The sequence below is a fragment of the Nocardia sp. NPDC056541 genome (assembly GCF_042794235.1).
In the GTDB taxonomy this organism is placed as follows: Bacteria; Actinomycetota; Actinomycetes; order Mycobacteriales; family Mycobacteriaceae; genus Nocardia.
Genome location: NZ_JBHTUD010000011.1, coordinates 22157 through 36441, shown reverse-complemented (window position 1 = coordinate 36441; position 14285 = coordinate 22157). Strand labels below are relative to the sequence as shown.

Below are 14285 nucleotides of genomic sequence, written 5' to 3'. Positions count from 1 at the left end.
GTCAATCGTTCTCCGTGACGGTGTCATCTTTGAGCTCGTCCGGCTCAAAGTGTGCCGAGTCTTCCTCGGCGAAGCCATGATCAATATCGCGCTGGACGTTCTTACCGATGGCGGCCTCAACGAGCCTGCACAGGCTCTCGCGGCGAGTCTTGAAGAAGGCTACGAAATCGTCCGTCCGCAGCAGATGGGCCGGTACGAGATGCATCGCGAGCAGCGCATCAAGGCGCGGTGACTCCAGCTGGGCGCGAGACTCGATCACCTTCAGATACGAGGACGGTGCGACGCCGCCGATCGTTCGGTTGGTTCGTGCGCTGATTGTCGTCTTGTTGACGATGCTCTCGCGGTGTTCGTCATCGATTCCGGTGTCGTTGCACCACTTCTGCGGGAAAATGTGGTGGATGTCGACTGCGAGGTCAACGTACTGCACCTTGTCGAGCGCCTTGTCCTCCATCCAGTCGCGCGCACCACCCGCGAGGATGAGCGCTGCGATGCCCTTGTACGCCGCGGCATTCCTGGTCCGAAGCGAGTGAAGACGCGACTCGGTGAAATTCGCGTCCTGAACTGTTCGCGGGACCACCTTTGACTCGTCTTGCGCCCACGCCGGGACCATCTCGATATCGCGTGCGAACCGACTCTCAATCGCCGAGCCGTACAGCTCTCCGAGCACGCCACACCAGTACCAGCGGATGAGCCTCTCGCTCACACTGATGAGGTTGGCATCCTTGCCAAGAACGACCTTGACTGCAGCCAGAGGGACCAGCTGTTTCGGGTAAGGCACATCACGAGGAGCAAAGATATGGCGATCGGCGAGGAATGTGGCCGCCCAGACGAACGCATCCCGGAGCTGGTCACGCCATTCGAGATAATCAGCCAACGTGAGCTTGAGGACGTCCTCGCGCTTGGCAGAGATCGCCGGCGGGCGGTCAGTTGGGTCCGCGAGGTTCCTCTTGCGGGTGGTAAGCATCGTGAGGGCCTGCAGGAAGTCGGTGTTCTCTACCGCAGCGAGCACCGGAAAGGACGACCATCTGAGCTGGGTCTCCTTCCAGTCGTCGTTCAAGCGGAAGTCCTCACCCGACGTCTCGTAGTAGCCGGCGTCTCCCGCGAAGACAGCCGTGAGCAGCTCAAAGACGTTCAGTGGCAGGCCGCCGATGTTGACCTTTTCGAAGACGGTCGCGACGGCTGCCTTGTCCGTGCTCTCGTCGAGAACGATTGCTGGAATGTCGTAGGTCGCTGCCGGCTTGATGAACCGCTCGTGGAAACGTTTGCCGAGTTCCCGGTCGTCAAGCTCAAGAATCCAGCTCATGTAGTCGCCGTATAGGAGGTGAAGCGGGAAGTAGCCGTGCTCACGCTGCTTGTCGTGGTCGCTCAGGTCAAGGACCACGTCCTTGCCGAAGTTCGTCCGGACCACTCCGCTCGTGGGGATGCTGATGAGTGCCTCGTCGACCCGGTTCGAGTCGACGAGTGCGGTTTCCATGTGCACGTGGTAGCGACGGTCAAGCAGCTTGCCGCGGCTGTCTTTGGTGGCTACCGCGCCATCGCCGCTGAGCGCTTGAGTGAGCGACGTCAGGCGCTGCTGGCCATCGAGCAGGAGGAACTTCGCTTCGGTGCCCGGGGCAAGGTCGACGCCCTCGATCGCGCGCGGCTTGAAGCGAACCTGCGTGTTGCCCGTCTTGAGCAACATGACGGCCCCCAGGGGATGACCGCGCAGAACTGTCACCAGCAGCTGCCGGATTCGCTCGTCTTCCCACTTGTAACCACGCTGGAAGTCAGGGAGCTGGATCTCACCGGACCGCGTCCACGTCAGATATTCGCCAAGCTCGTACATCGGAGCGAGAAAGCCCATGTCAATCGTCTTCCTCGTCGAAGTCGAACACATCCTGCTGTGCGACTGGCTTCTTCACGGACCGGGCAACTTCAAGGATCTCGGGCCAGCTCGTGACGAGCGTGTTGAAACTCAGCGCATCCTTCGTCCAACCATTGCCCTCCGCAATGCGGAACAACAGGTGGGCAAGTTCCTTCACCAGGTCGGCGTCGACAGCACCGTCTGGGCGACTCAACGCAGCCTTCAAGAAGTCGCCCGCCGGCGCGATGCCGTCACGCTCCAGCACCTTGATCAGGTGGTGCAGCGCCTCCCAGTTGCTGGTGTGCATGTCTTTGAGGACGTCATAGTTCCAGGACAGGTCAGCGGGTTTGATCAACTGGGCGTTCCCCGCACGACTCGTAAGGATCTCATCGCGATCCATGCTCTCGACATTGGTATTTCTGGCATTTGCCAGACTCTGCGCCTCGCCGTATGGGCCGACGGTGTATCCGCGTTGGCGGTACCAGGCGATGGCGAACCGTGAAGTCGAGTCGAAGTCACCCTCCTGCTCATTGAGCACCTGATCAAGAATCTCGTTGATGCGCGCCAACGCTGAGCGAACCGTCATTTTCTTGCCGTCGGGCTCAAGGACAGCTGCGTACCTGCTGAAAACAGCCATCCCCGGCCCGATCGCTGCTTGAGGCAAGTCGACGGGTGCAATCTGGCCCTGCTGCAGTTTCCGGAGTGCCTCAGGCAGTTCGGCTTCCAGTTTCTGGATGAAACCGCGCCGATCTGTGGTCGGGGCGTCGATGGGGCGCGGGCGAAGCGATAGGACGATCGACGATGCCAGCGCGTTCTTTTTGTTGCCGATCAGCCGAACGCTCGACTCAGTGCGCATCGGCCAAGTCGATGTGATCTCCCAACCGGATCCGATCATGCCTTCAAGAAGAGTCTCCCAGCCGGTTGAGGCCTGGCCTGCCTCGTCAGCGTCACTCTGTTTGAAGGCGTAGTAGACAGTAATCGGCCAGTCAGAAGAAGCTGACTTGCGCGCCGACGCAAACACCTGCTGAAAACCGGTCTCGAAGAACTCCTGTGCGCCCAACTTGCCGTGATGACGATAGGGGTTCGCAACGAGCTCCTCGGCTTTCGGAACGAGAAGGGTTGCGAATAACTCAGGATAGATGGAGCGCAACATTTTACGCTGCCACACATAGAAGAAGTCAGAGAGATCTGAGTATCCGATGTTGTCGTAGTAGGGCGGATCCGTGGAGATCACACCAACCGCAGCATTGGTCGCCGCGTCCACTTGGCAGACCACGGCCGATCTGGTCGCAGGCAGCCAATCAACCACCTTTGCCACCCAATTCAACTGCCCTGAATAGCCACCGGATGATTCAGAGAATGGCATTACTTCGGCATAGTCCCAAGACATCGGGATCGCCTGGCGACCAAATACATTGCGAAGCTTCTCGCCTGTGTTATGCCAACTACAAATGGAAGACCAGTAATCGGCACAACGTGAAACCGACAAGGCGAGATAGGTAACGATAGCATCTGCATAAGCGGCTGACCCGCTATCGGCTTCTACCCGCGACCGCGCCTCCCCTACCAACTCACTGAAGGTGCAGAGGGCGGTTAGTTGACGCGGCGTGAACAGATCGGAGAAATCGGTGAAACCATAAGTCGGCGCCTTCAGGTCCCTCGGGTAGTAGCCGAGGCTTCCAGCGACCGAGTCGGATGGCGCATCGACCTCTGCTGCGTGCTCGTGGTCCGCTGTCGGACTAACGTAATGGCGACGCCGATTCCCCTCAGCAACCGTGGCCATTAACTGGCTTCCGAGCCTCTTAGCCCGTCCTTCTTCACGAATATAGGCAAGTGACGCCCCGGTGCCGCAGGAGACGCAGGTTGCTCCAGTTCTCCCGACCGTGCCGTCATCTGCTTCTGGGGGGCCGCCACTGCTCCCCTGAATCACCTGGAATTCGACACGAAGGCCGGGAGGATCGTCAGCCGATCCCATGATTTGGGGCGCGACGTATGCTTCCTTTCCCCGCTTCTTACTGAGCCACCACGACTTCACAAGCGGCAAGTCGATCGCGCATGCTGGGTTTGGGCATCTGACGGTCCGGGCCCAGATCCAAGCGATGACAGTAGCTTGCGAGCCGTCGGCCAGCACGGCCGTTGGGTAGAGCTGGCCAATCCGCTGCTGCGCTTGATCTCGCATCCATGTTCCATATGCGCGCACATCCGCTGCGAGCCCCTCTGCCCCCTTCCACATCCGGATCTGCGAACCTGCGAGTTCCGGAAACGCTGGAGCCTGGTCCCTAAACTTTGCCGGGATCTCGACGAGTGCCTTGTTGATCAGCACAGCTACTGGGTTGAGATCGGACGCTTGAGCTTCAAGCCCGAGCCGCTGGGCCTCTAAGGGAATCGTGCCGCCTCCAGCGAATGGGTCCACGATCTGCGGTGGATTTCCGTCCGTCGACTTCACAATCTCCTGACGCGCCTCATCAAGCAATCTTTCGTCACGGACATTTTCCCAAACTACGAGTCTCTCGATGATCGAGTGCAGCCGGTCCCGTTCCTTCCGCTGGAGCTCCTCCGTCGGAAATTCGCCCGGCCGAGCACTCGGGTCGTCGACCAACTGGGCGAAGAGAACTGCGCGCGCGGCTGCAAGCGGACGCCGGGCCCACCACAGATGCAAGGTGGAGGGGTGACCATGCCGGATCGCCTTCTCCCTGGCGGACTCCCGGTTGATGGCCTCGAGCGGCAAAGCCACCTCGATCAGCTTTCGCTTGTGCACTAGTTCCTCGACCCTTCGTGCCCGAGACAACGGGCGAATCCTCGCCGACAATGCGGCACGCGACGTATACATGAACTTACCGGTGGGTCCCGACAGCTTGGAGCGCGAGTGATTCGTGGGGCCCGGAGCATCAGAAGGGCCGTGTGCCCTTCGCCCAGGTTTTCGCCCAGCTGCCGCGGATGCCGGTGGCCTCAAAGTCGCCGAGGTCGGTAGTCGCGAAGGGGTCGCCCAGATACCTCACCTCATCGAACTGCGGACCGCGAGGGTCGACACTCACCAGCGCGAGGCGGTACAGCGGAACCGCGTTCTTGCCCGTCATAACTTCGTTGTGTGTGACGAAGAAGTCCTTCGCGCCCTCGATGCGCGCCTTGACCTCGACCCGATAGGTGTCGCCGTTGGCATCGGTCGACAGGATGTCAAAGCCCTTGTTGCTAAAGGCCTGTTCAACCGGTCTGCGACCGAGCTCTCGCTCGCGGGCCAGAACAAGGTCGACGCCCCGGCGCTCGACTTCCTTGGTCTCCTTCGCGTGGATGGGCGCGTTGTCCGGAATCTCACCTTCGAGCATCCGGATGGGCAACACCAGTGCCGCGGTGACGATGTGTGGCGGCTTTGTCGACATGAGCAGCTGCTGGTCAAGTAAGGCGAGGCGCTTGCGAAGACGGACATCGAGTTCGACGGCCTTCCGGTTGAGGCTGTCGGAGGATTCCTTGGGCTTCTCGCCCTTCTGCTCCTTCTCCGATGCCACTGCAGCGTCGAGCAGGAGGCGCTCGCTTTCGGAACTAAGTCGCTTTGTCACCAGGTAGCGGGCCTTCTCAAGCTCCGCAAGCCGCTGCGGCTGAACCTCGGCGAGGTATTCCGGAAGCTGATTGGCGATGATCCAGCTCATGCCCTTGTCCTCGGCGTCGCCGAGCCAAGCCAGGCTCCGGGCGGCGTCAACGACAGGACCCTCAGGTGCGGCCACGCAGTCGAGATAAGGCGCAGGGCCAGCGGGACCGACGGTGCCGAGCTGGTCGACATAGGCGTAGGCGAAGCGCCGCGCGACCGACCCACCCGTGGCGTCTGCGACCTCTTCGACGACTCCGACGAGGAGATGGGGTTCTTCCAGGGTCGCGGAGACGAGGATCGTGCCCTGGCTAAGTGCGCCACCGAAGTTGCGGATCGCTTCGCCCATGACAGCGTCGTGCAACGGGTGGCCGGGCGCCAGGAGATCGGCTCGGGTCAGGTCCCCAGACTGGACGTGGCTGAGATCGAAGGTGACCCGGTCGTACTTCGTCGCGATCGGCCCAGTGCCAGCTGCGCGGATGTGCTGCGGGACGTTCGCGACTTCGTAGCGCCCCTGTTCACGCTTGACAATGCGACCGCCGAGCTTGGTGAACGCGGCTTTGAAGGCGAGCTCGATGTAGTGCGGCTGCAGTCGGCGCGCGCGTGCTTCGTCCATCGCGGCCCGCAGCGCGTGGAGGTCGGCTTCGGCGAGGTGCTCGGAGGCGAGGGCTCGCTCATCGAGCAGGTCCTTGAGCCCCTCGCCTACGGAGGCGTCAATGACTTCGTGCATCTTGGCTTTCACATCGGAGCGCTCGCCGTACTGGATGGCCTCCAGCAACAGATCTCGCAGTGGGATGTCGGTGAAGGCCTCGCCTAGGACGTCGAAGACCTTACCGCCGTATGCCTGCCGCATCTGTTCGAGCTTCTCCAGCAGCCGGGTGAAGACCTCGCCCTCGCGAGTGTTCGAGGCAACCAGGTTCCAGAGGCGGCAGACCTCTTCCTGGCCGATGCGGTGAACACGGCCGAAACGCTGCTCGATGCGGTTCGGGTTCCACGGGAGGTCATAGTTGACCATCAGATGCGCGGCCTGGAGGTTGAGACCTTCACCAGCTGCATCCGTGGCCAGCAGGATCTGGCAATCGCGGTTCTTGGTGAACTCCTCGGTGATCTGACGGCGTTCGGCGCGGCGTACTCCGCCGTGGATTGCGCGGACTGCGTCGGGCTTGCCGAGGAGCGAACCGATCCTGCCCTTTAGGTAGTCGAGTGTGTCGCGGTGCTCGGTGAAGATGATGAACTTCCGCGGCCAACCGTTCTTGTCGGTGACGAGCGCGTTGTCCTGGAGGATGGCCGACAGCTCGGTCCATTTACGGTCGGTGCCGGCTTCGCGTACGAGTCTCGCGGTATTGATCAGGTCACCGAGCTCGACGAGCTCAGCGTTGAGCTCAGCGACCGTACGGGCGGCGGTTGCTGTGTCGAGGAGCTCCTCCTCCATCTGTTCGAGCTCTTCGGCGTTGAATTCGTCGTCATCGATGTCGCTGACGTCGATGGTCGGTTCGCTGTCGCGGTAGGTGCCGTTCTGGATCTCGAGCTTCTTGCGCTCCAGGCGCTCGGAGCGTCTAACGAGGCTCTTGTAGATCGCCTCCGGGCTGGACGCGAGGCGTCGCTGGAGGACTGTCAATGCGAAGCCGACTGTGTTCTTGCGCTTGCCACCGACACGCTCGGCGCGGTTCATACCCTCGCGGACGTAGTGGGTCACATTCTCATAGAGGTCGTATTCGAGCGCCGTCAGCTCGTACGGGACCGTCTCTGCGATACGTTCCGGGAAGAGTTTCTTGCCCTCGAAAGTCAGGAGGTCTTCCTTGACCATGCGGCGCATGATGCCGCTGACATCGGCAGTCTTCTTCTGCTTGCCTTCGAACCGGTCGCGGTCGAGCAGGGTAAGGAAGAGTTGGAAGTCTTCCTCCTTGCCCGAGTGCGGTGTCGCGGTCATCAGGAGCAGGTGGCGGGTGATCTGGCCGAGGATCTCGCCGAGTAGGAATCGCTTGGTCTTACGCAATTCTCCGCCGAAGTAGTGCGCCCCCATCCGGTGTGCCTCATCGACGATGATCAGGTCCCACTCGGTTTCCTTGAGCTTGGCCTGAAGCTGCTCGTTGCGCGAGAGTTGGTCCATCCGCGCAATCAGCAGCGGGTTCGTCTCGAAGACGTTGAAATTCGCCTGAGCATCGATGAGCTGGTTGGTCAGCAGATCGAAGCGGAGACCGAACTTGAAGAAGAGCTCGTCCTGCCACTGCTCGACCAAACCGCCGGGAGCGATGATCAGGCACTGCTTGACGTCGTCGCGAAGCAGCAGCTCCTTGACGTAGAGACCGGCCATGATCGTCTTGCCTGCGCCGGGGTCGTCGGCAAGGAGGAACCGGAGTGGGGTCCGCGGCAGGAGCTCGCCGTACACCGCGCGAATCTGGTGCGGCAGCGGTTGAACGTCGCTGGTGGCGACCGCGAGCATCGGGTCGAACAGTCCGGCCAGGGAGATGCGCTGGGCCTCAGCAACGAGCTTGAAGTCGCTGGCAGCGGCATCGAACGCGCGACTGCCGCTCTGGGCGACGCTGAGGTTGTCCTGGTCCTTTCGGAACACGACCTGCTGGCCGAGACCGCCCGCAGCATTCTTGTAGGTGAGCTCGAGTGCATCCGAGCCGTGCCACTGCGCGGCGATGACAGTGATCACCTCAGCGGGGATGACCCCGTCGATCCGCAGACCGGGCTTCAGCTCTTCAAGCCGCACGAATGAACCTCCTGGTTGGCAACGCACGAACGTTACTCGGGACTACCGACAGCTTCGCCATCCCCACCGTTTCGTCGGCAATCGTTGCAGCGTTCGGGTCTAGCCGGCAGCTCGGGGACATCGAACACGGTCAATCAATCCTCGCGGTCTCTTGATTGAGCAGCCAACTACGAAATCACAGTGAGGCTTCTCCCGGACCGCAGAGAGATACCGCGAACTTATCGACGAGCTCACGACCGAACGTGGGCCATGCGACGAGCAGGTCATGTACTGCCAATGGCAACGCGCGAACTGCGACGCGCGCATGGGCGACGTGCGGGCCGCCGTGACTCGACTGCGACGGCTGTACCCAGATGCCGGTCCATTACGGCGAACAGGATCGTCGTGTCATCGAACTGGCGTCGCAGATTCGAGAGATCGAGGCACAGTGACAACACTGGCGTAGGCGTTCGCGCGGCCCAGGCGGCGCCGAGGAGTGGCGACGGAGATGCGCTACGATCTTGGTCGTTAGGTTGCGGCCCGACGGGCTTCCGCTGATCGGATATGCCCCTGCTGCACGAGGTTTCGTGCTGCCAGGGGGTACTGGGCATGTTGGAGAGGGCTCTGCGGACGACTGCGGCAGAGGTATTGGAGTGGTCGCTCGAGGCAGTGCTCGTCGATATGATCATCGAGCGCCAGGGGTGGAAGCCGGGTCAGAACAATGCTCAGACCAATTCGTGGCGGTCCAGCCTTCCTGAGATTGCCGGTGACCTGGTTGCTGCAGGTTTGGGCGATGTCGAGATGCTGGTCGAATTTCGGCTGCCGACGACGGGTTCGCGCGCTGACGTGATTCTCGCCGGTGCCAATCCGATGACCGGCTCCGACAGCTATGTGGTGGTGGAGCTGAAGCAGTGGAGTGAGGCCGAGTTGGCCCACAACAGCGATCGCATCGTCCGCGCGAGTTACGTGCGCGACGACCAGCTTCATCCGATCGAGCAGGTAAGGGGGTACTGTCAGTACCTCTCGCGCTACATCGAGGTCCTGCACGATCGGCCGCAAGCCCTCCACGGTGCCGCCTACTTGCACAATGCGACCGAGAAGTCGATCAGCACCTTGCGAGCCAGGCACGGCGACCAATTCGGCAGGCTCTTCACCGGCGAAGGACAGGTCGAGTTTCAGAACTTTCTCGCGGCCAGACTCTCGCCGACGCCGAGCGATGCCGGGCAGCGGCTGCTGAACAGCAAAGTCCTGCCGAGACCGCACCTGTTCGAGTTCACTGCGTCGGAACTGCGCCATTCGTCCGAACTTTCGCTGCTCGACAATCAGGAGTTGGCCGTCGAGCGGGTTCTCCAGCAAGTGCGTTTGGCCCACGAGCAGTCGCGGAAGAGCGTCGTGATCGTGACGGGCGGTCCAGGCAGCGGGAAGAGCCTGATCGCGGTGAAATTGCTCGGTGAACTGGGCCGCGGTGGGTTCAGGGTCCTGCATGCGACCGGATCGAGCGCGTTCACCCAGACGCTTCGGAAATATCCGGCACGTGGATCAACAGCGCAGAAGAACCTCTTCCATTATTTTCGAACATTCGCGTCTTATCGCAACAACGAGCTCGATGTGCTGATTTGCGATGAGGCGCACCGCGTGCGCGAGGTGTCGACAAATCGCTTCACACCCAAGGATGAACGGGAGAAGCGCAAAGCTCGGCCACAGATCGATGAGCTCATGAACGCTGCCAGGGTCCCGGTGTTCCTGTTGGACGAGCATCAGGTCGTCCGCCCGGATGAGGTCGGGACCTATCATGAGATCCAAGCGCATGCCGCACGCGCGGGAAACGTGGTTTATACCATCTCACTGTCGGGGCAGTTTCGGTGCGGCGGTAGCGAGGAATACGACGAGTGGGTGCGGCGACTCCTCAGGATGCGGGCAGGCGGGCCGACCACCTGGCCTGGTGATCAGCATTTCGAGGTCCGGGTGGCGCAGTCGCCGCAAGAAATGCAGGACTATCTGCGCACAAAGTTCGAAGCGGGTGCTACGGCGCGAATTACTGCCGGATACTGCTGGCCGTGGAGCGATCCGAAGCCAGATGGCACGTTGGTCGACGACATTCAGATCGGGTCGTGGTCGATGCCGTGGAATTCCAAAGCTAATCGGGAGCTCCCTGGTGCACCTTCGAGCCCGTACTGGGCGACAAACCCCGCTGGCTTTGGACAGGTGGGCTGCATCTACACCGCCCAGGGTTTCGAATATGACTGGGCCGGCGTCATCATCGGGCCGGACCTGGTGTTCCGCAATGGCCGACTGGCTACCGTCAGGGAGAAAAATCTGGACAAGCCGATGAGGTTGAAGAACCTGCACGACGATCGGTCCGACGAGTTGATCCGCAACGTATATCGAGTCTTGCTGACGCGTGCCATGCGCGGTGTGGTCATCTACTCGACCGACGTGGAGACTCAGCAGTTCATCACGGAACTGGTTGCTGGCTCATAGGTGTGTAGAGATGCTGTAGTTCGGTCACGACCCACCACCGTCGGCGGTGTCAGCGAGGCTTGTCCCGGATTGCACCGGTCGAGCCTGAATCAGGCCTCACTCGCGGTCTGAACACCACAATCCGCGAGCCGACCAGATCTGGGGAGGTCCCGAGTCGCCGGTAGAAACCTGTGGGCTAGCGAGCAGAGCCGGTTCACGATCGTCGATCGTGTGGATGTAGGTATCCTTCAGTCTGATCGGATTGTTGCGAGGCCCATGACCGTCTCCGGTGCTGTGACCGGTGGCAGGTCCCCGATATCGAGTCCACCCGGTAGTAGAGCCCGGGTTGTGTTCGATCCGTATCAGTTGATGCCGCACGCCACCGGATGGTGGCGGTGGCTGCAGCGGGCAGCGTACTCGGCCGGGGTCAGATAACCCAGCGCCGAGTGACGGTGCCGTAAGTTGTGCTCGGTTTTGAAGTCGCCGATCACCACCCGTGCTTCGAGCAAGCTCGTCCAGTGGTTGCGGTTGAGACATTCCACCCGCAACCGGCGGTTGAACGATTCGATATGACCGTTGTTCCACGGCGTGCCCGGCGAAATATAAGACAACCCGACCCTGCTCGCGCAGAACTGTTGCAGCGCAACAGAATGAACTCCGGCCCGTTGTCCATCCGCAACACCTTCGGCGGGCCGCCGGCCGCGTCGAAGACCTTGCCCAGCTCGGTGACCAACCTGTCGGCGGTGATCGACCGCTCGACCAGGTGCAGCAGCGATTCTCTGGTGTGTTCGTCGATCATCGACGCGATCTTCACCGCCTTGCCATCGACGGTGGAATCGAAATGGAAATCCAACGCCCACACCACTTTCGGGGCATCAGCATCGACCTGTGGCACCGAGGACGTGCCGGCTCGTTTGCGTGGGGAATGTGCCCGGATCTGTAGGCCTTCCTCACGCCAGAGCCGGTGGACCTTCTTCTTGTTCACCTCCCGCCCCTCGTCATGACGCAGGGCTGCCCATGCGCGCCGGAATCCGTGGCCTGGGTGTTTGGTGGCGTAAAGGCGTAACCAGGCCCGCAAATCGGCGTCTGGATCGGCGGGAGTCTGCGCCAGCGGTGTCCGCCGGTAGGTGGATCGAGCGAGCCCAACGGCCTTGCACGCCAACCGTTCCGACATGCTCAACGTGTGTTTGAGCATGTCCACGGCGCGGCGTTTAGCGGCTGGGCTCAGAATTTTCCCTTCGCGACCTCACACAACGCGTCCTTTTCCAGCTCGGCATCGGCAAGTAGCCGCTTGAGTCGGGCGTTCTGTTCGCGTAGCTCTTTGAGTTCTTTGGCGGCGTCGGTGTTTATGCCCGAGTACTGGCGGCGCCAGTTGTACAGGGTCGCCGCGGATACGCCCAGCTCAGCGGCGATCTGCTCGCCTGTTAGCCTTCCGCGGTCAACTCGTCCGCGCGACGTAGTTTGCGCACGATGTCCTCCGCGGAATGCCGCTTCCGACCAGCCATGACTCTCAGTGTTCCTTCCAGCCCACGTCGGGGCCAACAGGACTCTAAACCGGGTGGTCTCATCCACGGGGGCCACGCCAGTCGCGGGCAAGTCCGCGCATCCGCAACAGCCTTGTGTCGTTGACTTTGGACCCTCTCAGGCGTTGCGACACCCAGCAGGTCAGCCTCGGTCCGAGCATTCGTGGCCAACCCTGTCGTACTCCGGCGATAGAGTTCACGCACCCGCTGTGAATCTAAGGAAAGCTGTTATGGCCCAGTTCAACCGAGATGGACCGTCGTAGCTTGAAGGAGATCTGACCCAATGCCACTCGCGTACCGTTCGTTCTTTCGCGTTCGGGATGAGCCAAGGCTGCTCGAGCTGGCAACCCAGCAGCTCAACTCATGGTTGCGGTCTAAGCAGTGGGACATCGATGCACTCAGATTCGGTGCCGCAAATGACATCGCCCCGGAGGTTGTCGGCGTCGCACTGTCCGAAGAGCCCCGTGACGGGACACGGACTACTCGGTATCGGTTCGTTCAGGGCGCAGGTTGGGTTACCGAGCTGACGATCCACCAGGGCCGCTCGGAGCGCGACAGCTGGGTATGGATCGATCTGGAGAGTCCAGAGAAAGGTCCTTCGGCAAAGACACCACGCCTCGCGGGCGACCTGCTCGCGGTGCTTCACGGCCGAGACGGAAATCACCTACTCGGTGCTGGACCGCGCATCGTTCGAGTAGACGAAGCCGGCTCCGTCATCGATGCACTCACGGATCTCGACCGTCGCGGACATCTGTTCATTGCGGGTACGTCGCCAGATCTACCGGTGGACAAGTGGTCTGGCTACGTCGGAAAGCTTTTGAAAGAGACCGTTGGCCTGGCGGCCTCCTACGTACTCGACGCAGAAGCAACCGTCGAGTTCAATGCTCTTACGCCACAGTCGCATCGGGTGGATCCCGGTACGGTCCGCACCTTCCAGCCCGGCGCAGACCTGTCCAATCCTCTCGAGTCTGTCCGGCATCGGGTACTCGGCACCAGCCGAATCGTCAGGGATGACGTGCGGGTCCTGCAGAGCTTGCTCGGACGACGATCCCGTGAACTGTCGTTGACCGCTTCTCTACCCAGTGCGGTAATCCGGCTCGATCGGCGCCTGCGCGAGCAGCTCGACGCCCATCTATTCGAACAGCTCGACGCCTCGCCGCGGCGACCCGATCTTCCCCTCGACGTCGCAACGCAGGTCGAGACCATTCCAGAAGTGCCCGTGCCGTCGGTGCCACTTGCGACCACAACGCGCATCACACCGGCAGTCGATGAGGTGGTTCTCGATGCACTCCGCCGGGTGGTCATCGAGGTGATCGGCTCGGGCGAGCTGTCCGTAGCCGTCGTCAAAGAGCTCGGCGCCCGCGCAGAGGCCGTAGATCGGCTCACGCGAGCCACGACCTCTGTGCGCACCCGCCTTCACAGACTCGAAAACGAGGCAGATCTACGCGACTATGAGATTGCCCAACTGCGCCGAAGTCTCGACGACGAGAAGCAAGACCGTGCGATCGCCGAAACAGAACGTGCTGAGAGCGATCGTCAGCTGCGCCATCTGCGTAGCGAACTCGCCCGCGTCGCGAAGGCGGACACCGCCTGGGAACCTCCGTCGACAGCGGAGGACATCTGGCCACAAGGATTCGACGATTTGTTGGAACGCTTCGGAGAGCTCGAACGCCTGGAGTTCACCGGCAAAACATCCGTAACACGCGGGCTCGACGACCACGACGACCTCGGCACTTGGGCGGGTCTGTGCTGGGAAGCGCTGCTGGCGCTCCGTGACTATGCTCGCTCATGTGCGGCCGGGAGTTGGACCGGCAACGTGGAGGCGTATCTGAACGGCACACCCGGCGAACTACACGGATTCCCTCCGAACAAGCACGCGCGTGACGAATCCGCCGATGTGCGCAACAACCGGAAGTACCGCACGCCTCGGATGCTACCGGTGCCCAGCAACGTCAATGCCGATGGACGCGTCTTCATGGGCGCTCACTTCAAGATCGCCCAATACGGCATGATCAGCCCACGCATGCACTATCTCGATGACATCCTGCACTCAGGAAAGATCTACGTCGGCTATATCGGCCCTCACCTACCCACTTCAAAGACCAATTGATGGAACCGCCCGGGACTGTAAGAACGAGGGCTCTGCCCCCATTCCGGTGGTGACGCCCTCGTGACGGAACG

The 14285-nt window shown here is 61.5% G+C and carries 5 protein-coding genes and 1 pseudogene; 2 read left to right on the top strand and 4 right to left on the bottom strand.

Features of this window, described 5'->3' with window-relative positions; translation table 11 throughout:
• Window position 1: 1 nt before the first annotated feature.
• From ACFQ9R_RS20330 to ACFQ9R_RS20320, 3 genes are read right to left on the bottom strand one after another with little or no spacing between them, the layout of a single operon-like run.
• Window positions 2-1843, bottom strand: coding sequence for a DUF262 domain-containing protein (locus ACFQ9R_RS20330; RefSeq protein ID WP_378992442.1), 1842 nt, complete (start codon window positions 1841-1843; stop codon window positions 2-4).
• A 1-nt stretch (window position 1844) separates the two neighbouring features.
• On the bottom strand, window positions 1845-4673 hold the full coding sequence (locus ACFQ9R_RS20325; RefSeq protein ID WP_378992441.1) for a DUF1156 domain-containing protein: 2829 nt from the start codon (window positions 4671-4673) through the stop codon (window positions 1845-1847).
• Window positions 4674-4731: 58 nt separating this feature from the next.
• The gene (locus ACFQ9R_RS20320; protein WP_378992440.1) at window positions 4732-8142 is read right to left on the bottom strand and encodes a helicase-related protein; all 3411 of its coding nucleotides are present in this window, start codon (window positions 8140-8142) and stop codon (window positions 4732-4734) included.
• Window positions 8143-8685: 543 nt separating this feature from the next.
• On the opposite strand from ACFQ9R_RS20320, the gene ACFQ9R_RS20315 reads away from it, so the two are divergent.
• Entirely contained in the window at window positions 8686-10602 is a 1917-nt protein-coding gene (locus ACFQ9R_RS20315; protein WP_378992439.1) for a DNA/RNA helicase domain-containing protein, read from the top strand.
• Between the two features lie 341 nt (window positions 10603-10943).
• On the opposite strand, the pseudogene ACFQ9R_RS20310 reads toward ACFQ9R_RS20315, so the two are convergent.
• Window positions 10944-12086: pseudogene (locus ACFQ9R_RS20310) on the bottom strand (IS3 family transposase).
• A 301-nt stretch (window positions 12087-12387) separates the two neighbouring features.
• Here ACFQ9R_RS20310 and ACFQ9R_RS20305 point away from each other — a divergent pair.
• Window positions 12388-14214, top strand: coding sequence for a hypothetical protein (locus tag ACFQ9R_RS20305; RefSeq protein WP_378992437.1), 1827 nt, complete (start codon window positions 12388-12390; stop codon window positions 14212-14214).
• The last annotated feature ends 71 nt before the right edge of the window (window positions 14215-14285 follow it).

What these genes read in the sequence shown, in the direction of transcription:
- ACFQ9R_RS20305 (WP_378992437.1), top strand. Translation starts at nt 12,388, where the DNA reads ATGCCACTCGCGTACCGTTCGTTCTTTCGCGTTCGGGATGAGCCAAGG.
- ACFQ9R_RS20315 (WP_378992439.1), top strand. Translation starts at nt 8,686, where the DNA reads ATGCCCCTGCTGCACGAGGTTTCGTGCTGCCAGGGGGTACTGGGCATG.
- ACFQ9R_RS20330 (WP_378992442.1), bottom strand. Translation starts at nt 1,843, where the DNA reads ATGGGCTTTCTCGCTCCGATGTACGAGCTTGGCGAATATCTGACGTGG.
- ACFQ9R_RS20325 (WP_378992441.1), bottom strand. Translation starts at nt 4,673, where the DNA reads ATGTATACGTCGCGTGCCGCATTGTCGGCGAGGATTCGCCCGTTGTCT.